General features: G+C 74.0%; 18 protein-coding genes and 1 pseudogene. 12 read left to right on the top strand and 7 right to left on the bottom strand.

The genetic code is table 11. From position 1 onward, the window contains the following. Positions 1-277: 277 nt before the first annotated feature. Positions 278-1,393: pseudogene (locus K7G60_RS14605) on the top strand (diaminobutyrate--2-oxoglutarate transaminase family protein); the annotation flags it as partial. A 694-nt stretch (positions 1,394-2,087) separates the two neighbouring features. On the opposite strand, the gene K7G60_RS14600 reads toward K7G60_RS14605, so the two are convergent. The 3 genes from K7G60_RS14600 to K7G60_RS14590 form a co-directional block, all read right to left on the bottom strand. Beyond that, positions 2,088-3,344, bottom strand: a complete 1,257-nt coding sequence (locus tag K7G60_RS14600; RefSeq protein WP_225801320.1) for an NAD(P)/FAD-dependent oxidoreductase — start codon at positions 3,342-3,344, stop codon at positions 2,088-2,090. Between the two features lie 166 nt (positions 3,345-3,510). Then, the gene (locus K7G60_RS14595) at positions 3,511-3,891 is read right to left on the bottom strand and encodes a DUF6479 family protein (protein WP_225801319.1); all 381 of its coding nucleotides are present in this window, start codon (positions 3,889-3,891) and stop codon (positions 3,511-3,513) included. A gap of 1,062 nt (positions 3,892-4,953) precedes the next feature. Further along, positions 4,954-5,442 carry a flavin reductase family protein gene (locus K7G60_RS14590; protein ID WP_225801318.1) on the bottom strand — a complete coding sequence of 163 codons (489 nt, stop codon included), beginning with the start codon at positions 5,440-5,442 and terminating at the stop codon, positions 4,954-4,956. Between the two features lie 657 nt (positions 5,443-6,099). On the opposite strand from K7G60_RS14590, the gene K7G60_RS14585 reads away from it, so the two are divergent. Together K7G60_RS14585 and hemG are read left to right on the top strand one after the other, a co-directional pair. Further along, entirely contained in the window at positions 6,100-7,410 is a 1,311-nt protein-coding gene (locus tag K7G60_RS14585) for a globin domain-containing protein (RefSeq protein ID WP_225801317.1), read from the top strand. Beyond that, a complete protein-coding gene (hemG, locus tag K7G60_RS14580; protein WP_225801316.1) occupies positions 7,407-8,876 on the top strand; it encodes a protoporphyrinogen oxidase in 1,470 nt (489 codons plus the stop codon). Before K7G60_RS14585 ends, hemG begins: the two co-directional genes overlap by 4 nt. Before the next feature lie 99 nt (positions 8,877-8,975). Here hemG and K7G60_RS14575 read toward each other — a convergent pair whose 3' ends face one another. Then, positions 8,976-9,371 (bottom strand): pyridoxamine 5'-phosphate oxidase family protein, encoded by a 396-nt coding sequence (locus tag K7G60_RS14575; RefSeq protein WP_225801380.1) that lies wholly within the window; start codon positions 9,369-9,371, stop codon positions 8,976-8,978. Positions 9,372-10,003: 632 nt separating this feature from the next. On the opposite strand from K7G60_RS14575, the gene K7G60_RS14570 reads away from it, so the two are divergent. Next, a complete protein-coding gene (locus tag K7G60_RS14570) occupies positions 10,004-10,717 on the top strand; it encodes a response regulator transcription factor (protein WP_225801315.1) in 714 nt (237 codons plus the stop codon). 86 nt (positions 10,718-10,803) lie between these two features. Here K7G60_RS14570 and K7G60_RS14565 read toward each other — a convergent pair whose 3' ends face one another. After that, positions 10,804-12,420, bottom strand: coding sequence for a GAF domain-containing protein (locus K7G60_RS14565; RefSeq protein ID WP_225801379.1), 1,617 nt, complete (start codon positions 12,418-12,420; stop codon positions 10,804-10,806). Between the two features lie 414 nt (positions 12,421-12,834). On the opposite strand from K7G60_RS14565, the gene ctaD reads away from it, so the two are divergent. Next, positions 12,835-14,454 carry a cytochrome c oxidase subunit I gene (gene ctaD, locus K7G60_RS14560; RefSeq protein ID WP_308081089.1) on the top strand — a complete coding sequence of 540 codons (1,620 nt, stop codon included), beginning with the start codon at positions 12,835-12,837 and terminating at the stop codon, positions 14,452-14,454. Further along, a complete protein-coding gene (locus K7G60_RS14555; RefSeq protein ID WP_225801314.1) occupies positions 14,451-14,987 on the top strand; it encodes a hypothetical protein in 537 nt (178 codons plus the stop codon). The genes ctaD and K7G60_RS14555 overlap by 4 nt, the downstream gene beginning before the upstream one ends. 41 nt (positions 14,988-15,028) lie before the next feature. On the opposite strand, the gene K7G60_RS14550 is transcribed toward K7G60_RS14555, so the two are convergent. Next, positions 15,029-15,901 (bottom strand): class I SAM-dependent methyltransferase, encoded by an 873-nt coding sequence (locus K7G60_RS14550; RefSeq protein WP_225801313.1) that lies wholly within the window; start codon positions 15,899-15,901, stop codon positions 15,029-15,031. A gap of 849 nt (positions 15,902-16,750) precedes the next feature. Here K7G60_RS14550 and K7G60_RS14540 point away from each other — a divergent pair. From K7G60_RS14540 to K7G60_RS14515, 6 genes are all read left to right on the top strand, one after another. Next, positions 16,751-17,227 carry an SRPBCC family protein gene (locus K7G60_RS14540; protein ID WP_225801312.1) on the top strand — a complete coding sequence of 159 codons (477 nt, stop codon included), beginning with the start codon at positions 16,751-16,753 and terminating at the stop codon, positions 17,225-17,227. A 586-nt stretch (positions 17,228-17,813) separates the two neighbouring features. Then, a complete protein-coding gene (locus K7G60_RS14535; protein ID WP_225801311.1) occupies positions 17,814-18,530 on the top strand; it encodes a GvpL/GvpF family gas vesicle protein in 717 nt (238 codons plus the stop codon). Positions 18,531-18,700: 170 nt separating this feature from the next. Next, positions 18,701-18,988 carry a WhiB family transcriptional regulator gene (locus K7G60_RS14530; protein WP_030689955.1) on the top strand — a complete coding sequence of 96 codons (288 nt, stop codon included), beginning with the start codon at positions 18,701-18,703 and terminating at the stop codon, positions 18,986-18,988. A gap of 167 nt (positions 18,989-19,155) precedes the next feature. Next, a complete protein-coding gene (locus tag K7G60_RS14525) occupies positions 19,156-19,779 on the top strand; it encodes a hypothetical protein (protein WP_225801310.1) in 624 nt (207 codons plus the stop codon). A 461-nt stretch (positions 19,780-20,240) separates the two neighbouring features. After that, positions 20,241-20,516, top strand: a complete 276-nt coding sequence (locus K7G60_RS14520) for a hypothetical protein (RefSeq protein WP_225801309.1) — start codon at positions 20,241-20,243, stop codon at positions 20,514-20,516. A 180-nt stretch (positions 20,517-20,696) separates the two neighbouring features. Further along, positions 20,697-21,968, top strand: coding sequence for a geranylgeranyl reductase family protein (locus tag K7G60_RS14515; RefSeq protein WP_225801377.1), 1,272 nt, complete (start codon positions 20,697-20,699; stop codon positions 21,966-21,968). A 259-nt stretch (positions 21,969-22,227) separates the two neighbouring features. Here the strand turns inward: K7G60_RS14515 and K7G60_RS14510 are convergent. Continuing rightward, positions 22,228-23,266, bottom strand: a 1,039-nt coding sequence (locus K7G60_RS14510; RefSeq protein WP_225801308.1) for a PP2C family protein-serine/threonine phosphatase, incomplete at its 5' end; no start/stop codon positions are given.

Raw genomic sequence — 23,266 nt, 5'->3', positions numbered from 1 at the left:
ACAGCGGCCGGCCCTCGCGGGCACGACCGACGGCCCCCACTATGCCGGTGCCGGAGGGGACGGTACGCGCCCCGCCGGCGGTTCCGGGTTCCGTTCAGCCGTTGCCGTGCCGTGATCCGGGACACGCCGAGTTCCTTCCTTCCGGCCCGTGATCCCCGGCAGTTCCCGTCGTTGGTACGTACGGGGGACACAACGCGGGCGTTCGGGGCGGCCTTTGCGGCGGCTTCGCGACGTCCCGATGTGCAACGCAACTGTTACAGCGGGAGGACACCGAGCCGTGGCCGTGACCGAATCAGCTCCGGCCGTCCCACCGGCCGCGCGCACGCAGAGCCGGCCGACGGAGCAAGGGGGCGGGTACGAGGGCATCCTGCGCCGCCAGTCCCAGCGCGAGTCCGCCGCACGGACTTACGCCCGCTCCCTGCCGATCGTCCCCGTACGGGCCCGGGGACTGACCATCGAGGGCGCCGACGGCCGCCGTTACCTGGACTGTCTGTCCGGTGCCGGGACACTCGCCCTCGGCCACAACCACCCCGTGGTCCTGGAAGCCATCAGGAAGGTCCTCGACTCGGGCGCACCCCTCCACGTCCTCGACCTCGCCACCCCCCTCAAGGACGCCTTCACCTCCGAACTGTTCGCCACCCTCCCCGGTGCGCTCGCCGACGACGCCCGCATCCAGTTCTGCGGCCCCGCGGGCACGGACGCGGTCGAGGCGGCCCTCAAACTCGTCCGGACCGCCACCGGCCGGAGCGGGCTCCTCGCCTTCACCGGCGCCTATCACGGCATGACGTCCGGAGCCCTCGACGCCTCCGGCGGAGCGGCCGACGTCCGCGTGACCCGGCTGCCCTACCCGCAGCAGTACCGCTGCCCCTTCGGCGTCGGCGGCGAGCGCGGTGCCGAACTCGCCGCCCGCTGGACCGAGAACCTCCTCGACGATCCCAAGAGCGGCGTCACCACCCCCGCCGGAATGATCGTCGAAGCCGTCCAGGGCGAGGGCGGGGTCATCCCCGCCCCCGACGAGTGGATGCGCCGGATGCGCCGGATCACCGCCGACCGCTCCGTCCCCCTCGTCGTCGACGAGGTCCAGACCGGAGTCGGCCGCACCGGCGCCTTCTGGGCCGTCGAGCACAGCGGCGTCGTCCCCGACGTGATGGTCCTCTCCAAGGCCATCGGCGGCTCCCTCCCGCTCGCGGTCATCGTCTACAGGCCGGAACTCGACGTCTGGGAACCGGGCGCCCACGCCGGCACCTTCCGCGGCAACCAACTCGCCATGGCCGCCGGCACGGCCACCCTCGCGTACGTCCGCGAGAACAAGCTCGCCGAGCGGGCCGGCACCCTCGGCGCCCGGATCCTCGACCGGCTCCAGGGCCTCGCCTCCGCCCACCCCTGCGTCGGCGCCCGCCCCACGGGGCGGGCGGACGGCCGCCGACGGCCCTTCGCGGGCGGCTCCGTGACCGACTGCCGTCCCCCTCAGACGCGCGCGACCCTCTCGCCCGCCCCTCTCCGACACGGGCGACCGTCTCGCCCCGCGCTCCCGGAGCGCTCCGTCCTCCCGCGGCGGATGCCGCCCCGGTACGCGGGCCCGCTTCATGCCGCTCGCGGCGGTCGCGGACAGCGCGGCCGGGCCGGTCCGGCGGCGTCACGGGACCCGGCCTCCTCGGACGTCGACGGCAGCCCGTCCGACGACCACGCCGGCGAACCCGCGACGCGCGTACGCCTCCGCCGGTCCGCCGACGGTACGCGACGCCGTGCCGCGCTGCCTCGTCGACGGCCGGAAGCTCACCCCGAAGCAGCCGGAGAGCGGCTCCTGCGGGACCCTGCGGAAGGGCACGATCACCACGACCGGCCCGGGTGGGTCGTACACCGCCGACGGCACGTCCAAGGCCGCCCGCGGCAACGCGAGGACCGCCAAGCCGACGTCTGCACCGTCGACACCGTCCTCATGCCCGAACAGGTGAGGCCACCGTGGCCCGGACACTTCGCGGGCCCGCGTCCTTCCCGCCCCCGTCCGGAGAGGCGAGGAGCCGCCCCCGCACCACGCGTGCACGCCACGACGCCGGTACGGCCCCGGAGAACCGGGGACGCACCCCTCAGACCGCGCCCGCGCGGAGGTCGGCCAGGACCGTACGGGCCGCCCGCGCCCCCGACGCCAGCGCGCCCTGGACGGATCCGGTCGCCCGGTGGTCACCGCACACGTACCGCCCCGGAGCCCACCGCACGGCCCGGGACAGCGGCATCGGACCCGGCATCGCCGGCAGGGCGTCGGTGACCGTGACGCGGTGGACGAGCTCCCAGTCGGCCGTCTCCGCGCCGTACACCTCGCCCAGGGCCCGCAGGACGGCGTCCGTGTCCGTCGGGCCGGGGGAGCCGAGCACCGAGGTGGACACCAGCGCTCGGCCGTCGGTGGAGAACCCGGGTTGGACGGCGGTGAGGACACAGGTGTTGAGGAACCTGCGCCGCGAGTCGACGACCAGCACGGGCTCTTCCAGAGGCGGCCGGGAGGCCGCGTGGTACAGCGTCGTGACGGTCCGGCCGTCCGGAACGCGAAGCCCCGGGAGCAACCGCGCCGCGACCCGCTGCCCGGTGGCGACGACGACCGTGCCCGACCGCACCTCGCGTCCGTCCGCGAGGGCCACCCCCTCGGGCGTCACCACGGTGACCGCGGCCCCGGTCCGCAGCACGTCCTGCGGCAGCCGCCCGGCGAGCTGGACGGGCACCGCGCCGATCCCCCCGGCCGGCAGACACAGGGTGCCGCGCACCATGCTCCGCCACACCAGGTGGAAGAAGCGTGCCGACGTCTCCAGCCGGTCCTCCAGGAAGACGCCGGACAGGAACGGCCGGAAGAACGTCTCCACCAGCCGCGGCGACACGTGCGCCGCCGACAGGGCGTCGAGCGTGGTCCCGTCGGCACCGCCCCGCAGCACGGAAGCCGGTGCCAGGGCGTCCCGGGCCGACAGCACGGAGAGGGCGAGCAGGTCGCGGCCGGACGCGAGCCGCCCCGACAGCAGATCCCGGCTCTCCTTCGGGCGCCGGCTCGGGTCGGTGAAGCGCAGCAGCCCGCTCTCGGTGTGCACGAGCACCCCGGGCGTGAACGGCCGCAGCCGCAGCGCCTTCAGATCCAAGCGCCGCTTCACCTGCGGGTACGACGTGTTGAAGACCTGGAAGCCCCGGTCCACGGTGAAGCCCGCCACGCGGTCGGTGCGCATCCGCCCCCCGACCGCGTCGTCCGACTCCAGGAGCAGCACCCGCAGGCCCGCCGCGCAGAGGTCACCGGCGCAGGCGAGGCCCGCGGCCCCCGCCCCGACGACCACCGCGTCGTACCGTGTGCCGCCCGTGCTCTTCTCCATGCCGTCCTCTTTCCGGAGGGTTTCGGTGGCGCTGAGGCCCGCTCGTCCCACGTCGGCGGATCGGGCGACGCAACGGGTCCGGAACCCGGGGCCGCGGCGCCGTCCGGACGCCGCGTCGGCCGTACCGAACGAGGGCGCGGTCGCGTCGCCCGACGGACCGTGGTGCCTAGTCCCCGTGGCCGACACCGCCGCTGCCGAAGCCTCCGCTGGAGATGTTGCCCCATTTGCGCCGTTCCTCGCTGGGCGGTTCCGGGGACGTCTCGGTGCCGCTTCCCTTGAGCTGGTGCGGAGTCAGCCGGTGCGCGCCGTCGGTGCCGGGCACTTCCGCGGGTCGCCGGTACTCCGACATCTCGCCGGGCGGGCGATCCGTCTCGGGACGGCGCGGATGGGAGGGGGGATCGGGCGGAGGCGCCTCCTTGTCCTTCAGCCGCATGCCGAGCGCGAAGGCTCCGATGAGGACGCCCACGAGGACGAGTCCTCCGAGGACCTGGGCCAGCCCCGTCTGCCAGACACCGGCGGCGTGCGTGACGGGACCTGCGTCGAACACGAACGTATCCACTGCTCACCCCTGCTCTGAAGGCGCGGAGGGAAACCGGGGAGTCCTGCCTGCCGGTCACCCGCGGCCCCTGTCGGCTTCGGCTCTGTGAAGTGCCGCTCGACGGGTGTTTCTCCCGCGCGCCGCCGAACGGATGCGGCGGGCGGCCTGTTCGCTGCGGATGCCCCGCCGTCTGCCTGAGAACGCCTGCTCCGACCCGTACCCGCAGGCCGAGACCGCCTCCTCGCCCCTCGTCGGCGCCGGCGGGGCGGCCGTGCGGAGGCCGGGTGCCGGGCCGAGCCCGAAGACGCCGCCGATGGGGCGCTCGTCCCGCACCGCGGTCAGGGCGGGGCCGGCCCGTCGGCCCCGCCGCGGTGTCGTGGTCGCCCGGAGGCGGCGGGCCACGCCGGGCGTCCAGGCCGACAGGTGATCCAGCGCGGCGCACAGGTCGCCGCGGCAGCAGGGCGGCTGCTCGTACCCCGCCGTCTGTCCGAGCGGAACACCGACAGGCGGACCCACCGCGGCCGTTCCCGTGGTGGGCACAGCCCGTGTGCCGATGAGCCGGGACGCCGAACGCCTCTCTCGACAGCTCAGGAGCCTCGCGCGTGGCGGGAAACCCGCACGTCCCCGATCAGCGGCCGCTCCGGGAACGCTCAGTCGGGCGGCTCCGGCGCGCCCGGCCGGGGTGGCCCGGGCCTCGGGGGCTCGGGCGGGTCGGGCGACGGCTCGGTCGGAGGGACGGGCCTGCCCGGCGGTGCCGGGGGATCCGGCGGCACGGGCGGCGGCTCGACGGGCTCGGGCGGCCCGGGCGGACGCGGCGGTTCGGGGGGCGGCACCGGTGTGGTGTCGGGCTCGGGCGGCACGGGAACGGTGCCCATGTCCACCAGCTCCTCTCGGTCGAGAACGCGATCGGATGTTCTTCGGGTGTGCTCGTACCGCCGTCGGCGCTTCGGACCCGGACCGCGGGGCACGGCGGCCTCCTCCGAGAGCCGCGGCGGCCCATGGCTCAGCCGCCGGCCGGGTGCCGGACGTCCGAGCGCCTACCCGCCCCGCGTCCTCCCATGCGGAGAGGTCTCAGGCGGGGTGGCCGGGGTCGAGATCCCGCAGTGCCCGGTAACGGAGCAGCGGGGGAGGAGGGCCCGCCGTCGGCGGAGCCACCGCCACGGGCGTCAGCAGGAAGCCCACGTGGTCGCCGCCGTCGATCCGTCCGTCGATCCGGCCGGTGAACCACGTGGGGAGCTCCTCCAGGACGGGGCTGCCCGCTTCTCCCGGATGCCAGCCGACCTCGGCGAACTTGTCCACCCGGTCACCCGTCTCCCCTCCGAACAGCTCGGCCGACGCCCGGTCCCCCTCGTGGAGCAGGTGCACGGTGAGGTACTCGGCTTCGCGCGCGAGGCGGTAGGTGCGGTTGGCGACCGACAGCCACACGACGAACCTGGGCGGGTCGATCGAGCATTGCGACGCGAAACCCACCAGGCAGCCGGCCCGCTCGCCTCCGGACGCGGCCGTGACCACGTACATCGGACCGTCGACCACCTCGGTGAAAGCGGCGAACTCCGTCACAGTGCCTCCTTTCTGTCGAATCCCCCGCCGGGGAGGGCCGCCTTCACGACGAGCCCCGCCCGGCGGTTCGCCGCGTCGTCCGTCCTTACGAGCCCTGCCCGGTACGCACGCCCACCTACCCTCTGCCTACTCGACGAAAGCCGCCACCGCGGTGATCACGCTCGGTGGCCGACCGGTCATGAGGTCGCGGGGAGCGGTCGACGGGCTGTGTGATCCGGCCCGGGGACCCTCAGCCCCGCCCATCCGCCCATCCGCCCATCCGCGCACCCCGTCCGTGTCGATCTCGACGACCGCTGCCGCGCACCGGGGAACGACTGTCGACGGCCGGCGGGCCCGGCACACCCGGGCCCCGGGGGCTGATCCGGCCGCCGATCCACGGCGAGGGCGATCCACGGCGAGGGCTCAGCCGCCGGCAGTCCTCGTCGACGGCGGGGCATACGCGGTGACGGGCGGCTTCGACAGGGCCGAACAGCCCATGCCGGATGGGGCCGGACGGCGGCAGCGCGGCGGTGCCACACTGACGCGCCGTGCGTTCCGCGGCCGCCGGAGGCGGGGCGGACGCACGCCGTGCGCGAGGAATTCGTTGAAGGGGTGTCGATGACGGCTGCTGGGGACCGCAGGGCGACATGGGGGACACGGCAGGGAGGGGTCCCCGACGTGAGCGCCGCCGGGGACGGCGCGTACGACGAGTACCACGCGCTCCTCGCCCGCCAGGACGCGAGGCGACTGCGCCGGCGACTGCTCTCCCCGCCCGGCCCGTCGGACCCGGTGCGCGCCGCCGCGGGATCCGCCGGACCGGGTGGAGCGGGACGCCCGTACGACGGGTGCGCCGACCGGCGGACGATCCACCGGTACCTGCCGCTCGTCACGCCGTTCAGCGACCTCATCACGCACCTCTACGAGGCCATGTTCGAGCAGCACCCCTATCTCCGGGGCCTTTTCCCCGACTCCATGGACTTCCAGCGGGCCCATCTGGAGCGCGCCTTCTGGTACTTGATCGAGCACCTCGACCAGCCGCACGAGGTGACCGCCTTCTGTGCCCGGCTGGGCCGCGACCACCGCAAGCTGGGGGTGCGGCCCGTGCACTTCGAGGTGTTCGAGACGGCACTCGCCGAGGCCCTGCGACGCAGCGCGGGCGGACGGCGGGTCGAGGAGATGGAGCGGGCCTGGCTGCGGATGGTCAGGTACGCCGTCACCGCCATGGTCGACGGTGCGGAGGCACGGCTCGCCGAACCGGCCTACTGGAACGCCACGGTGACGGGACACCACCTGCGTGCCCCGGACCTCGCCGTCCTTCGTGTCCGGACCTCGGAACCGTTCCCCTATCGCGCCGGGCAGTACACGAGCATCCAGTCCCCGCGGCTGCCGCACGCGTGGCGGCCGTATTCCATGGCCCGTGCGCCCCACCGGGACGGGGAGCTGGAGTTCCACGTCCGCCGCGCCGGCCCCGGCGGGGTGAGCGAGGCGCTGGTCAAGCACACCCGCGTCGGGGACCGGCTGCGTCTGGGCCCCGCACAGGGAACGACGACCCTGGACGACGTCCTGACGCGCGACGTGCTGATCGTGGCGGGCGGCACCGGATGGGCCACGGCCAAGGCGCTCCTGGAAGAGCTGGCCACGCGCCGACCGCCCGGTCGTGGCGCGCACCTGTTCCTCGGTGCCCGCACGGCGGACGACCTCTACGACACGGCCGCCCTCGCCGAACTGGAGGAGCGCTGCCCCTGGCTCCGTGTCGTCCCGGTGATCGGCGAGGACCCGGGGCCCGCCGGGGGCCTCGCCGTGGCCGACGCGGTGACCCGGCACGGCGACTGGTCCGCGTGCCTCGCGTACGTGAGCGGTCCACCCGACGTGGTCACCCCCGCCGTGCGGGCGCTGGCAGCGATGAACCTGCCCGCGGACCGGATCCGCCACGACCCGGTCGGCGGCATGGTGCCGCGGCCCCTCCAGCCTGCCCTGCACGGCCTGTGAGGGACCTCCCGCCCCTCCGGGGCCCCGCCAAGGATCTTCCCACCAGTTCGCGCACGAGAGGCATGCACATGGGTCGTCGGACCGCACCGGAACCGGGACACGTCGTCGTGGTCGGAGGGGGTGTGTCGGGTCTCGCGGCCGCCCACCGGCTCGTCGGGGTCGGCGCCCGCGTGACGCTTCTGGAGGCGTCCGGACGGCTCGGGGGCAAACTGCTGGCCGGCGAGATCGCGGGCGTCCCCGTCGATCTGGGAGCGGACGCCCTGCCCGCCCGGCGCCCCGAGGCGGTCGACCTGGTCCGGGCCGTGGGGCTCGGGGAACGCCTGGAGCCGGCCGCGACGAACTCGGCCGCCGTGTGGAGCCGCGACGCCCTCCACCTCGTCCCCGGTGGCCATGTCAGGGGTGTCCCGGGTGACACGGCGGCGCTGCGAGGCCTGCTCTCCCCGGAGGGAATCGCCCGGGTGGAGCAGGACCGGGTCCTGCTCCACCCGGCCGTCGAGGACGACGTGGCGATCGGCGCGTACGTGGCCGAGCGGTACGGCAGGGAGGCCGTGGACCGGCTCCTGGAGCCCCTGCTCGGCGGGGTGTACGCGGGCGACGCCTACCGCATCTCGATGCGTGCGGCGGCTCCGGCCCTCTTCGCGGCGGCGCGGGAACACCGCTCGCTCCTCGACGCCGTCGCCTCCCTGCGGCGGACGTCCTCGGGCACCACCCCGGCCGAGCCGGCCCTCATGGGCCTTCCGGGCGGCGTCGGCCGGCTGCCGGGGGCGGTCGCCGATGCCGTACGGGCCCGGGGCGGGGAGATCCTCCTCGACTCCGCGGCACTGGAGCTGACCCGTGCCGAGGACGGCTGGCTGCTCCGTACCACCGACCGTTTCCTCGCGGCGGACGGCGTGGTCCTCGCCGCGCCCGCGTGGTCCGCCGCGGGCCTCTTGGGGGCCGAGACCCCCGCCGCGGCAGCCGAGCTGTCCCGCATCGAGTACTCCTCGCCCGCGATCGTCACCCTGGCCTTCCGCCGCGCGGACCTGCCCGTCCTGCCAGGAGGCAGCGGGTTCCTCGTACCGTCGGCGGAGGGGCTCACGATCAAGGGGGCCACCCTGCTGACCCACAAGTGGCGGTGGCTGAGGGAGACGGCCACCGGACTCTTCGTCCTGCGGGCCTCGATCGGCCGTCACGGGGACGAAAACGCGCTGTACATGGACGATGCCGATCTCGTCGGAGCCGCTCGCCGTGACCTGGGCGAGGTCCTCGGCCTCACCGCCGCGCCCGTCGCGACGAAGGTGAGCCGTTGGCACGACGGGCTGCCCCAGTACCTCGTCGGACACACGGCACGCATCGAACGCGTCCGGGAGGCCGTCGCGAAGCTGCCGGGCATACGACTGTGCGGAGCGGCGTACGACGGCGTCGGCATCGCGGCTTGCGTGGCGAGCGGCCGGCGCGCGGCCGACGAACTACTGGGGCACGCGTGAGGCGCCCGCCACCGGACTCCCGACCGGCCGTGGGCGAAGGGAGCGCCTCCGCCCGTCGAGGCGTCGGACATCCGGTGACGGACGGAGCACGGGCCGGGGTCAACGGGCCGGGACGAGGCGGATGCCCGTGATCAGGTCCGGTCTGATGCGGACGACGTGGTCCGTGGGCCGGTCGGTCCAGGGGCGGAGCACGGCGCGGTAGCGGGCCGCCTCCTGAGGGTCGGTCACCAGGCGGCAGTAGCCGGTGACCATGACGCTCCAGCCGAGGCGGGTGACGGTGTCGATGTCGTCGGCCTCGTACGCGACGACGACGCCCCGGACACCGGCGTCCCGGGCGCGCCGCGTGAGAGCGGCACCGTCGTGCGTACGGATGACCACGTCCCCGGCGTCGACGATGTGGTTCACGGGGCGGATCTCCGGGAGTGCGTGCCGGGTGAAGACGATCCGGCCGAGCGGCACCCGGGAGAGCAGCCGAAGGGCCTCCTCGGGGCCCAGCTCGACCGTGCGCCGCCCCGCCCCCGTCCCTGTCCCCGAACAGGAGCCGGAACCGGAACCGGAACAGGTCTGACGGGTCGGAGCGACGCGGTCGGCTGCTTCGTCGTACACGAGGGGATGCCTTCCTGAGAGCCCGGCGGAGAGGCGCCGGGGCGAGCGACGGGGCTTCCGGCCCCTGTCGCCTCAGTAGAAGGGCACGCGGGTACGCGCGGGAAGGGCCGAAAAGGGCACACGGACACGCGCCGGAAGGGTCGATCGGCCCCTGTCGGCCCGCCTGGCGGGGCGGTTCACTGTGCCGCGGACCGAACAGGTCCCGTGCGCGCCGACGCCCACGACACGCCCCCGAGGGGCGGGGAACCGGGGGAATGATGATCACGACACGACCCGGGGCGCCGGACCGGGGTCCGGGGGACGGCCGGAGCGTGCCGAGGCCGGCGCCCCGGGGCGCGGAGCTGAGCCGATCATGCCGCGGCCCTGGTCGGACAGGGCCGTTCGACCCCCTCCGACCAGGGCCGTTCGGCCCCGAGGTGCCGGTGCCATACTGTCGCTCGCTTCCCACCCGACAGCGGGGCGCCCCGGCCGGCGGGCCACCGCTGCCGATGCGCCTGCCGCCCCTTTCCCAGGAGTCCACTGTGCATCCCCGTCCCTCCCGTCGTGCGACACCCGTGCGGGTCTTCCTGCTCGACGACCACGAGGTCGTCCGCCGGGGTGTACGCGATCTGCTCGAAGCCGAGCCGGACATCGTGGTGGTGGGCGAAGCCGCGAACGCCCGCGAAGCGCTCGCCCGAGTGCCCGCCGCACGGCCGGACGTCGCCGTCCTCGACGTACGCCTCGGCGGCGGGACCGGCGGGGACCACGAGGGAGTGGAGGTGTGCCGCGAACTGCGCGCGGAACTCCCCGGCCTCGCCTGCCTGATGCTGACGTCGTTCGACGACGACGAGGCCCTGTTCGACGCCATCATGGCCGGTGCGGCCGGCTACGTGCTCAAGCAGATCGGCGGCTCCGACCTGGTGGCCGCCGTCCGCACGGTGGCGACGGGCAAGTCCATGCTCGATCCGAGGATGACGGACCGGGTGATGGCCCGGATACGGGGCTCCGCACCCGCACCCGAGCCCAAGGCCGCCGCCTCCGGAGAACTCGACCGGCTCTCGCCCCGTGAACTGGAGATCCTGGACCTGATCGGTCTGGGGCTCACGAACCGGCAGATCGCCGAACGGCTCTTCCTCGCCGAGAAGACGGTGAAGAACCGGGTGTCCTCCATCCTGGGCAAGCTGGGGGTGGGACGCCGCATCCAGGCGGCGATGATCGCCGAGCGGCTCCGGGAGCCGCAGGGCGACCTGCCGTGAGACGAGGGCGCGCGGGCGCCCGGGGCCACGGCGCCCGGGCACCGGACGCCCCCGCACGGCAGCACGCGAGCACCCGTGTACGGCGGTCAGCCGACCGGCAGCGGGGCGGTCCAGGTGATCCTGGTCCCTCCTCCGGTGGGCGCGTCGAGGCGGAACGCGCCCCCGCACTGCTCCGCCCGTGACCTCATGTTCAGCAGGCCACCGGTCGGCGCCGCGGAGCCGAGCCCCGCACCGTCGTCCATGACGGTGAGGACGAGACGGTCGGCCGGGTCGTGCACGGACAGCGTGACCTCGGCCCGCTCCGCACGGGCGTGCCGCGCGGTGTTGCTGAGGGCTTCCGCCGTCACCGCCAGGACGTGTTCGGCCAGTGCCTCGGGGACGCCCGTGTCGACCGGCCCCACGATCCGCAGCGCGGGCGTGAACCCCAGGTGCTGCGCGGCCAGTTGGATCGTCTCGGCCATGCGGCGGCGAAGGGCGGGCCCGCGCGGGTCGTCGGCGGAGGTCCGCAGCTGGAGGATCGTCGAGCGGATGATCTGGATCGTGGCGTCGAGATCGTCCACGGCACGGGCGACCCGCTCGGCGGCCTCGGGGGCCTCGATGGACCGGGTCGCGCTCTGCAGGGTCATGCCGGTGGCGAACAGCCGCTGGATCGCCAGGTCGTGCAGGTCGCGGGCGATGCGATCGCGGTCGTGGAGCACGGCCAGCTCCTCCGACTCGGCCCGTCTGCGGGCGAGTTCGAGGGCGATCGCCGCCTGGTCGGCGAACCCGCTGATCAGCTCCGTCTCCGTCGAGTCGAAGCCGGGCCGCCCCGCCCTCCGGCTCAGCCGCAGGGCACCGCAGACGGCGTCGTCGACGGGCAGCGGAACGGCCACCACCGGCCCGTGCTCGTCGCCGGCGGCCCCGTCCAGCCGCAGGGCCCGCGGATCGGTGCGCACATCCGTCGTGACGACCGGCCCACGGGTGTGTGCCGCGAGGCCCGCGAGCGAGCCCGACGCCGGCAACCGGGCTCCCCGGACGAGTTCGGCGGCATCTCCGTGCGCGACGCGCACGGTCAGGTCGCCGACGGGACCGGAGGGGAGGAGGACGGCGGCGAGGTCGGCGTCGGCCACCTCCATGGCCCGACGGGCGATCAGCCGCAGCACCTCGTCGGCGTCGGTGCCCGCGAGCAGGGTGCGGGTGATCTCGCCCAGCGCCTCCAGGCGGTGTTCCCTGCGCCGGCTGTCGTGGTAGAGACGGGCGTTGTCCACCGCGACGCCCGCGGCCATCGACAGCGTCGTGAGGACCGCCTCGTCGTCCGCGTCGAAGGCTCCGCCGCCCCGCTTCTCGGTCAGGTAGATGTTGCCGAACACCTCGTCCCGTACCCGGATCGGTGCTCCGAGGAAGGTGCGCATCGGAGGGTGGTGGGGCGGGAAGCCGTAGCTGCTGGGGTGCCGGCCGAGGTCGTCGAGCCGCAGCGGCGAGGGGTTGCGGATGAGCTCACCGAGGATGCCGTGACCGCACGGCGCCGGGCCGATCCGTGCGACCAGGTCGTCGGTCATGCCCACGGGCAGGAACTGGGAGAGCTTCTGACGGTCGTCGATCACGCCGAGCGCACCGTACTCGGCGTCGGTGAGGCTGACGGCGGCCTCCACGATGCTCCGCAGCACCTGGGGGAGTTCGATGTCGCGGCCGAGGTCCATGACCGCGGTGAGCAGGCCGTGCATCCGGTCGGGGACGTCGAGCCGCGGCCATGCCGTCCCCGCCCCTGGTGTCGTCTCGGGCATGTCGACCGCCTGTTCTGGTCCCGTGCCCCGGTGCGGTTCCCGCGGCTCCTCCGGCCGCAGCGTACGCGACGCGCACGCACGCGAAGGGCCGGGGCCGTTCGGCCCCGGCCCAGGGGCGCGGTGGGGACTCTTCGGCCCTGTCGGCCTCCGCGAGCCGCCGGCGACCATGTGGCGGTGGCTGGGAGGCGCCGCGGAAATCCCCCGTACGCGAGTGCCTCCCGGCCGTCGCGACAACGACGAAGTGGAGGTCGCCGTCCGGTGGACGAGGCACGTGGTGTTCAGGTGAGGACCGGGGAGCGGCGACTCCCGCGAGAGGCGGAAGAAGGCGCCGTACGGCCCGCCCGGCTTTCCTGGGTGGGGTGGTTGACGACCACCGACCACAAGCGGATCGGCACGCTGTATCTGGTCTCCGCGCTCCTCTTCTTCGTCATCGGCGGCGTCATGGCCCTGATGATGCGCGCGGAGCTGGCCCGGCCCGGCACGCAGGTCATGTCGAACGAGCAGTTCAACCAGGCGTTCACGATGCACGGCTCGATCATGCTGCTGCTCTTCGCCATGCCGCTCTTCACCGGCTTCGCGAACTGGATCATGCCGCTGCAGATCGGCGCGCCGGACGTCGCCTTCCCCCGGCTGAACATGCTGGCGTACTGGCTGTACCTGTTCGGCTCGCTGATCGCCGCCGGCGGCTTCCTCACCCCCGGAGGAGCGGCCGACTTCGGCTGGTTCCTCTACGCGCCCCTCTCCGACGCGGTCCACTCGCCCGGCCTCGGCGCCGACATGTGGATCATGGGCGTCGCCCTCTCGGGCTTCGGATCGATCGCGGGCGCGGTCAACTTCATCACCACGATCATCTGCATGCGCGCTCCGGGCATGACGATGTTCCGCATGCCGATCTTCACCTGGAACGTGCTGCTCACGTCCCTGCTGGTCCTGATGGTCTTCCCGGTGCTGGCCGCCGCGCTCTTCGCCCTCGAATGCGACCGCAAGTTCGGCTCGCACGTCTTCGACGCGGCCAACGGCGGAGCGCTGCTCTGGCAGCACCTCTTCTGGTTCTTCGGACACCCCGAGGTGTACATCCTGGCCCTGCCGTTCTTCGGCATCATCTCCGAGGTCGTCCCGGTCTTCAGCCGCAAGCCGATGTTCGGCTACATCGGCCTGATCGCCGCGACCATCGCGATCGCGGGTCTCTCCGTGACCGTGTGGGCGCACCACATGTACGTCACCGGTGGCGTGCTCCTCCCGTTCTTCTCCTTCATGACGTTCCTCATCGCCGTTCCGACCGGCGTGAAGTTCTTCAACTGGATCGGAACGATGTGGAAGGGCTCGCTGTCCTTCGAGACCCCGATGCTCTGGGCGACGGGTTTCCTCATGACCTTCACCTTCGGTGGTCTGACCGGCGTCATCCTGGCCTCGCCCCCGATGGACTTCCACGTCTCCGACTCGTACTTCGTCGTCGCCCATTTCCACTACACGCTGTTCGGCACCGTCGTGTACGCGATGTTCGCCGGCTTCCACTTCTGGTGGCCGAAGTTCACCGGCAAGATGCTCGACGAGCGCCTCGGCAAGATCACGTTCTGGACCCTCACGGCCGGCTTCCACACCACCTTCCTCGTCCAGCACTGGCTGGGCGCCGAGGGCATGCCCCGCCGCTACGCCGACTACCTGGACGCCGACGGCTTCACCGCACTCAACACCGTCTCCACCATCGGCTCGTTCCTGCTCGGTCTGTCCTTCCTGCCGTTCTTCTACAACGTCTGGAAGACCGCCAAGTACGGCAAGAAGATCGAGGTCGACGACCCGTGGGGCTACGGCCGTTCGCTCGAGTGGGCGACGTCCTGCCCGCCGCCGCGGCACAACTTCCTCACCCTGCCGCGGATCCGTTCGGAATCCCCGGCGTTCGACCTGCACCACCCTGAGATCGCCGCTCTCGACCGGCTCGAGAACAGGCCCGACGAGGCGGCGATCCCCCGGTGACCACCGCCGTGCTGGCCCTCGGCCTCGGGGCCGTGACCGCGTCCGGCTGCGTCTGGTACGTCCCGGCCCTCGCCGACCTGCGCGCCGGAACCGACCGGCCCGAGTCCCGCCGCCTCGCCGCCGCGGCCTGTGTCACCGGTTGGTCGACGGCCGCGGTGACCGCCCTGCTGCTCCTCCTCGGATCGACGGGGCCCGTCCTCCTCGGCCCGGTGGCCGCCGGAGCCGCGACGAGCACCGCCCTGCGCGTGCGCGCCGTCCTCCGTCGCGGGGCGGAGGAACGCGAGGACGCCGCGTGCTGGACGGTTCTGACCCCGGCCCCGCCGCCGTCGGTGCGCCGCGCCCGCCCCCCTCAGAGGGTCTTCGCCCTGTACGTCGGAGGGGGCGTCCTCCTGGCCGCGGTGTCGGCGGTGCTGCTGACCCGGGGCAGAGCGCACGGAGCGGGAGGGGCCGTGGTGGTGGCGGTCCCCACCGTCCTGGCCGGGCTTTCCCTGGTCGCGGCGGCCGTGCGGTGCTCGCGTCGTCCGGAGGAGTGAGGCCCTCGCCCGGGGCCCCTGGCCCGCCGACGCGCGGGGCGTCAGGCTGCAGACGGCCCCGGAGGCCCCGGTCTGTGCCCCCAGGCGGTGAGCATCCCGGCCGACAGCGCCGCGCACGCGTCCGACTCCAGGTAGCGGACCGCCGCATCGATCCCGGCGTCGTCGATCAGCCCGGTGGCCACCATCGACGCCCGGCTGCGCTCCCACGTGTCGGCCCAGAAGCGGCTGATGGGGCTGCCTCGCAGCAGCGGCGGAACGTACACCTCCGCGCCGACCGACCCCAGACCGGCCCCGCGCAGCAGCCGCGGATACGACGGCACCCAGGAGACGTCCGTGCCGATGGAGCCGCGCAGCCCCTGCCACATCGCGCGCATCGCGGCGGCGTACGGCGTGTCGGCCGTCGCCCCGCCGTCCGGGGCCGGCTCCGGGGCACCCGTACGGTCGCCGGTCAGGTCGACCGCGTCGCCGAGCACCAGCACCCCGCCCGGCGCGACCAGCCCGGCCAGCGCCGACACCATCCGCTCGGGCCGCGGCAGGTGCATCAGGACGAACCGCGCGTGCACCAGATCGAACAGGCCCGGCGCGAAATCCGGGGCGGTGACGTCGGCCTGGAGGACGTCGAGCCCGGGCACCGGCCGTTCGGCGAGGAAGCGCACGTCACGGTCGACGGCCAGCACACCCGCCACCTCCGCCTCGCGCAAAAGACGCCGTGAGACCGTGCCCGTACCGGCACCGACGTCCAGACAGCGCCACCCCGGCCCGACACCGAGGGCGCGCAGCCGGGTCAGGGTGAGGTCGTCGTACGCGAGCGCCCCGAGATCGATCCGCTCGGCCTCGCCGGGCTGCTCGGGCGGGAACACGTCCCGGCCGTAGCGCCCCCCGTCCGCCGCGCCGCCTTCGCCGCGGGCGCTCAACCCGCCACCCGGGCCGACACGCGGGGCAGATGGGCGAGGTCGTCGAACGCCATCCACGACGTCATGGCCGGACCCTTTCCTCGGAGGTGCTCGGGGCGGCGACGGCACGAGGCGAACACGGTGCGACGAGACCGCCCTGGACCCTCACGAGCCGCGCCGGCGTCCGTGCCCGCGACGCCGGGCCCGTCGGTGCGCAGCGGTCGTCTCCCGACTGCCGGGAAACACGCCTCCGCGCCTCCCCAGTCTCTGCCACGGGCGCGGCCCTGTCCTGCTGACGGGAGCGGGCCCGGGACACTCACGCCGGGTGAGGACCGACAGCCGACCGACGACGGCCTCGGAACGCCAGGACGCGGACCTCGGATCGAGTGCTCCTGGTCGAGTGCTCCCGGGCCACGGGCGCCGACCGCGGTCGTCGTTCCGCTACGCGGCTGCACGGGTTCGGCTCGAACAGCAGGACCTGGCCGTCCTCGCTGCGACGATCAACGCCCCCGTACATGGCGCGGCCCCAGGTCAGGACGGGTATGACGCCTTCGGGCCACTCAGGATGCCCAGCCCCCACGGACGCCTCACGCCGCGTCAGGCACTCGTCGACGGCGCTGGAGCCCGGACCGGGCAGTGGCAGCAGTCGGGCCCGAAGCCGCCGCCGTCGACAACCCGGAACCGGAGGCGCGGGACCGCACCAGCGCACCCGGACGACCGACCGCGTCACGCACTCCCGCCCCCTGCTGCGGGTGCTGAAGGTGCGGGGCGCGGCTAGTGTCGAGGAGCGCGCTGGGCGGCCGAGGAGGTGCTTCCCACCCGACGGCGTGGCCATGGGTCGCCGGTCCCGACAGAAGGAGCGTGGTCGCTGTGTCCCGGAACCGCCGGTTGATCCTGAGCTCGCCGTCCAGAGTCTGGGGCCTGCTGTCCGACGGCCATCGCTACGGCGAATGGGTCTCGGGAACGCAACGAGTCACCGCCGTGGACCCGCACTGGCCGGAGGAGGGCGCCCGCCTGCGAGTCCGGGTCGGCGTCGGCCCCCTGGCCCTCGACGACACCTGTGTCGTACGCATCTGTGAGCCGCGACGCCGTCTGGAGCTGGAAGCGAAGGCGGGCCCCTTCGGCGCGGCCCGCATCGCCATGAAGCTGATCCCCTGGGGCGAGAGCACTCTCCTCGTCCTCGACTGGCATCCCCTGCGGGGACCCGGCACGCGGATGCACGGCCTCCCCGTGGACTACATGGTCTCGATCCGCAACGGCATGATGCTCACGAAACTGGCCCGGATCGCGGTGCGCGAGCACCGCGACAGCGTCGGTGACGCTCTGCGGAGCACACGGAGCGGGTGACGAGACGCGCGACGGCGGCCACGTCCCGGCCGTCGCCGGCGCGACCTCCTCCCTGCCCGCCTTCGGTGGCGAGGAAGACGACCAGAACGACGCCGCCACCCACTGGCACCGACGGCACCGAGCGGAAGAGGACGGACCGGCCCGAACGGCCGGTGCTCCTCGCGGCGCGCACGTCCGCGGAACACCACGTACTTCTTCGGAACTTCGAGACACCGGTTCATCTCCCCGATGAGCAGGTATGGCGAGCGGAACCCCGCCCCCTCCCGGAGCGGGCTTCGCGCAGGCCCGTGTCCGCCGGGGCCGACGAGCGCCATGGCCGGCGCGATGGACGGCCGCAGGCGCTGTGGCACGACCGGCCGGCGCCTCGACCGGGCCGTCCGCGCCGGGATCCCCTGCCCGGTTTGAGGACAGGGCGGCCGGTAACACGGGAGAGGGCTACGACACCGAACCGCCCACGACATCACCGGGTCCGGTGCGTGCCCCCGAAGGCGCCTGAGCGGAGTCCCGCGGCCCCACCCCCCGAGGCTTTCCGCCAGGTCCCGTGAGCGGGAGCGGAGGAGACGCGCGCCGGACGGGAGGAGAAGCAATGACCACGTACGTCTACGGCATAGCGGCCGCCGACCGGAAGCTGCCGGACGACATCCGGGGCGTAGGCGACCCGCCCCGGCCCGTACGCGCCGTACGCAGTGGTGACCTGGTGGCCCTGTGCAGCGACGCTCCGACCGAACTGCGGCCGAGGCGCAGCGACTTGCTCGCGCATCAGCACGTCGTGATCGAGGCCGCCAAGGACGGCGTGGTCCTCCCGTTGAGGTTCGGCGGGATCTCCCCCGACGACGAGACCGTCGCCGCGATCCTGGACGAGCGCCACGACCGCTACGTGGAAGGGCTGGAGAAGCTCGCCGGCAGGGACGAGTTCAACGTGAAGGTGTACCACGACGAAGAGGCCGCGCGGCAGGCGGTGCTGGCCGACGAACCCGACCTGATGACCCGGTACGCCGCCGAACGCGCGGCGGGCGGCGACAGCCACGACAGTGCCGCCTTCGGCGAACTGGTCGCCCGGGCCGTCTCCGAGCGGGGAAAGTCCGACGCGGCACTCGTCGAGGACGTGCTCGCCCCGCATGCGGCGGCGGTGGCCCGCGGACCGGAAGCCGCCGGCCGACTGGCCGACCTGTCGTTCCTCGTGGAGCGCGAACGGCGCCACGAGTTCGAGGAAGCCCTGCGCGGACTGCACCGGGAACACGCGCACCTCCGGGCCCAGGCGACGGGACCGCTGCCACCGTACAGCTTCGTCGAGACGGATTGACCGCATGCCCGCTCGACGGTCTCTCCACCGAAGGCGAGACGGGCTTCGCGGCCGGTGGCTTCCGGAACACCGCGGCACCGCGCACCCACTCGGCACGTTTCGTGCAGGAGTTGGCGGCCAGACGAATGAGAGGAGCCGTACGGCCGACCGGAGCGAAGGAGAGACCTGACATGTCGAAGGTATCGCATCTGCCCGGACGGGCGGAGCACCAGTGGGCCTGGCAGAGGGCGGCCGCGTGCCGCGGCCTGGGGACCGAGGTGTTCTTCCACCCCGAGGGCGAACGCGGCCAGGACCGTGTGGCGCGGGAGGAGGCCGCGAAGGCGGTGTGCGACCGGTGCCCCGTACAGGCCCAGTGCCTGCAGCACGCCGTCAGCGTGGCCGAGCCGTACGGGGTCTGGGGCGGTCTTACGGTGAGCGAGCGTCAGCCGTCCGGGGGAACCGACGCGGCAGCGGCGTAGCCGGGATCCGGCGGCGGCCGACGCGAGGCCCAGGAACCTCGCCCGCCCGCCGCCCGGTGCCGACTGCCGGGTTTGACAGCCGGAGAAGCGGCGAGGCGAACCCACAGGAGTCCGGCGAACAGTGACGAGCAGCCAGTCAGGAGCCATCACCATCCAGGAAGGCAGTCATGTCGACCCAGAGCGCAGTCCTCTTCCTCGCGGCGGCGGTCGCCGTCCTCTTGGCGGCCGGTTTCCTGGTCCGGGCCCTCACGGGCAAGGACAGGGGCGCGAGCTCCCTGAAGCGTCGCTTCGGCCCCGAGTACGACCGCACGCTCGAACGGCACCGCGGTGACAGCGAGGCCGCGCACCGCGACCTGCGCGAGCGGCTCGACGGGTACGGCGGCATCCGCCCCCTGCCGCTGGAGCCGACGGTCCGCGAGCACTACACCGCTCAGTGGACCACGCTCCAGGAGCGCTTCGTCGACGCGCCGCGGCAGTCGGTCGTCGACGCGGACGAGCTCCTCACCCGGGCCGCGGAGACCGGAGGCTTCCCGGCTGCGGACCGGCGCGAGGAGCAGCTCGCCGCCCTGTCGGTGCACCATCCGCGCCATGTGGAGGGCATGCGCGCGATACGCCGTGCGGGGCGCTCGGCGTCGGCCTCGACGGAGGAGCTGAGGGAGGCGCTGGTTCACGCACGTGCGCTGTTCGAGGACCTGATGGAGGCCGGGAGGCCGACCGGTGCCGGCACCGTCCGTCCCCGCTCGGGACGACACCGTCGGCGCCTGCTCAACCCGAAGGGAAGTGGAGCGTGATGGCACGCGAGAACAGGAACGAGGAGACGACGGGCGGGAGTGACGGAGCCGAACGGTATCGTTCCGCGCCCCCGACGGCCCCGGGCGCACCGGGCGCCGCCGACGGCCGGGCGTCCGTCGGTGACGGTGGTGCGACCGCGTCCGTGCCCGCCCAACGAGCCGGCGGTCCCACGGCGCCGCCCCCCGCCCCGCCGTTCGGCGCGGCCCCGCACCTCCCGCCACCGCCCGCCCCGCCTCGGGTGACGCCGCCGCAGACGCCGCCCGCTGTCCCGTCCGAAGACCCCAGCGCCACGGGCCGGAGCGGTGGGAGCCGCGCGAAGGCTCCCGCCGTACCCCCCGCCGCGCCGCGCGGACGGGACACGACGGACCGGCCGGACGACGGCCGAAGCCCGGGGCAGGGAGACGACCGTGAGCGCGAAGCCCGTGCCACCGGAGGGGGCGCGGCCGGACCGGCCGGACAGTTGCTGGACGATGCCGAGCGGGACCGTCTCGGGCAGCGCCTGCACCACGCGCTCGCGGCGTTCGTCGACACGCCGCGTGACTCGGTCGCCGAGGCGGCCGAGGTCCTCGCCGAGGCGGAGCAGCAGCTCCTCGCCTCCCTGCGGGACCGCCGGGCCGCGCTGCGGGCGGGCTGGCAGGAGAACGGCGATCCGGAGGGGCCGGGCCCCGACACGGAACAGCTCCGACTCACCCTGCGGACCTACCGCGAGGTGACGGAACGGCTGCTCAGGGCCTGATCCGGTGCCACGCACCGCAGCGAACGGAAGCCCCCTGGACCCCAGGGGGCTTCCCCCTTGCCCGGCCGCCCGGTCGCGCCGCACGGACTGCGGGCGCCCGTCGAGGGGCATAGTAGGGGAGTGATCACCAAAAGTGACGAGGGTGGCGACAGCGACGGCGGCCGGGGCGGATCCGACGGCGTGGGCGAGGAGGAGGCTCAGGTCATCGTGGTGGGGGCGGGGCCGGCGGGCTCCGCCGCCGCTGTGCACCTGGCGCGGGCGGGCGTGGACGTACTGCTCCTGGAGAAGAGCGGCTTCCCCCGGGAGAAGGTGTGCGGTGACGGGCTGACCCCGGGCGCCGTGCACCGGCTGGTGCGGCTGGGCATCGACATCGACGCGCCGGGCTGGATGCGGAACAAGGGGATGCGCTGGGTCTGCGGCGGACACCGGGCGGAGCTGGACTGGCCGCGTCTGGGCGCCTTCCCGGACTTCGGGCTCACCCGGAGCCGGCGCGACTTCGACGACCTGCTCGCCAGGCACGCGAGCGCCACCGGTGCGCGTCTGCGCACCAACGTCAAGGTGACGGGCCCGCTGACCGACCGGGCAGGGCGGGTCATCGGCGTTTCCGCCTCCCACGGGCCGGGGGCGGAACCGGTCCGGTACCTGGCCCCGTTGGTGGTCGCGGCCGACGGTGCCTCGGCGCGCACGGCTCTCGGCCTGGGGTTCGAACGGGACGCGAAGCGACCCGTCGCGGCGGCTGCCCGCCGGTACTACCGCAGCGAGGCCCGCACCCACGACCCCTACCTGGAGCTGTGGGCCGACCTGCGCTGCCCCCGCACCGGACTCGACCTGCCCGGTTACGGATGGGTGTTTCCCATGGGGGACGGCCGCGTCAACGTGGGCCTCGGCGCGCTGCCGCAGCAGCGCCGGCGGCGGCCCGTGGACCTGCGGGCGGTGCTGGAGCACTGGCTGCCCCGCCTGCCCGAGGAGTGGGGCCTGCACGAGGGGAGCGCCGACTCCCCACTGCGCAGCGCGCCGCTGCCGATGGGCCTGAACCGGCGTCCGCAGTACGGTCGGGGCCTGCTGCTCGTGGGCGACAGCGCCGGCATGGTCAGCCCGTGGAGCGGCGAGGGCATCGCCCAGGCGATGGAGGCCGCCGAGGTGGCGGCGGAGATCATCGCCCTGGCGCTGACCCGTCCGGCCGGCCCGCGCCGGGAAGACGCGCTGCACCATTACCCGGCCGAGATCCGGCGCCGGTGGGCGCGCTACTACCGGCTGGGGAACCTCGCGGGCGACCTGTTCTTCTCCCGGTTCGGCTACCGTCCCGTCCTCCACCCCCGGGTGATGGCCTCGCCGCAACTGCTGAGGGTCCTGGCCCGCCTTCTGACCCAGGTGGGCGGCGAGCCCGCGCAGGACACGATCGATGCCGTCCTCCACACGCTCCTGCGCCTCGTCCCCGCCCCGCGCCGCTAGCCGTCCGGCCGTCCAACCGAGCTGGACGATGCCCAGGCCGGGCGGGTGCGGACCGCGCTGGAGCAGGGCGCCCGGGCGCAGGGCTTCGAGGCCGGGGCCCGAACGGCGGGCCCTGGAGCGGGACGAGTCCGAGATCGCCCGCCGGAACGCGTCCGGCCACGTGGATCTCGCCGGGTTCGTCCACCTCGGCGCGGTGGAGACGGCCCTGTGCCGCGGAGCGAAACCACGGCTGGCCACAGCGGCCCGTGTCTTCTGCTGGCTACCGAGGTGCCGTTCCGCGGGGTTTCTCACCGGTCGGGCGGTGCGCCGGCAGGTGGGCGATCAGGAGGGCGATGTCGTCGTCGGCGGAGGCGGGCACGAGGCGGGTGAGGAGACTGTCGCACAGGGCGTCGAGGGAGGGGCAGGGCTCGGTGAGGGCGTGGATGAGTTCGGCGAGGCGTTCGTCGATGTCGCTCCCACGGGATTCGATGAGGCCGTCGGTGTAGAGCACGAGCGTGCTGCCGGCCGGAAGGGTGTGCTCGGTGGTGATGTAGCGGGTGCCGCCGATGCCGAGCGGGGTGCCGGGCGGCACGTTCAGAAGGCGGACGCCGCCGTCGGGAGTGAGGAGGGCGGGTGGGGGATGGCCGGCCCGGGTGATGCGGCAGCGGCCGGTCGAGGGGTCGATGATGGCGTAGAGAAGGGTGGCGAGCATCGGCTCGGCGAGGTCGTCGAGGGCCGCTTCCAGCTGGTCCAGGAGTTCCTGCGGGTGGAGGTCGAGGCGGGCGAGCGCGCGGACGCTGGCGGACAGGCGGCCCATGACGGCCGCGGCGGCGATGCCGTGGCCCATGACGTCACCGATCAGCAGGGCGGCTTTGCCACCGGGAAGGCGCAGGACGTCGTACCAGTCGCCGCCGACCTCGTTGGCGTCGCTGGCGGGCAGGTAGCGGTGGGCCACCTCGATACCGGGGGGCGGCGTGATGTGCTGGGGGAGCATGCTGCGCTGCAGGGTGACGGCGGTGTCGTGCTCGCGGTAGTAGAGGCGGGCGTTGTCGATGCTGATCGCGGCACGGGCGGCGAGATCTGCGGCGAGGGTGACGTCATCCCCGTCGAAGGGGCCGACGGGGCGGGTGCGGTAGAAGGTCGCGACGCCGAGCACGAGGTCGTGGGCGACGAGCGGGACCATCATGAACGAGTGCACACCCAGGGTCAGCAGATGGGCGGGCCGGGAGGTGTGGCGGGCGGCCGGCGCGAAGGCCTCGGCGTCCAGATGGGGCAGCAGGAAAGGCCGGCGGCCGGCGGCGGCTTGGGGGGAGGGGGGG

The sequence above is a fragment of the Streptomyces sp. NK15101 genome (assembly GCF_020400725.1).
GTDB lineage: Bacteria > Actinomycetota > Actinomycetes > Streptomycetales > Streptomycetaceae > Streptomyces.
The sequence above is the reverse complement of the archived record's forward strand: the minus strand, read 5'-3'. Positions and strand labels throughout refer to the sequence as shown.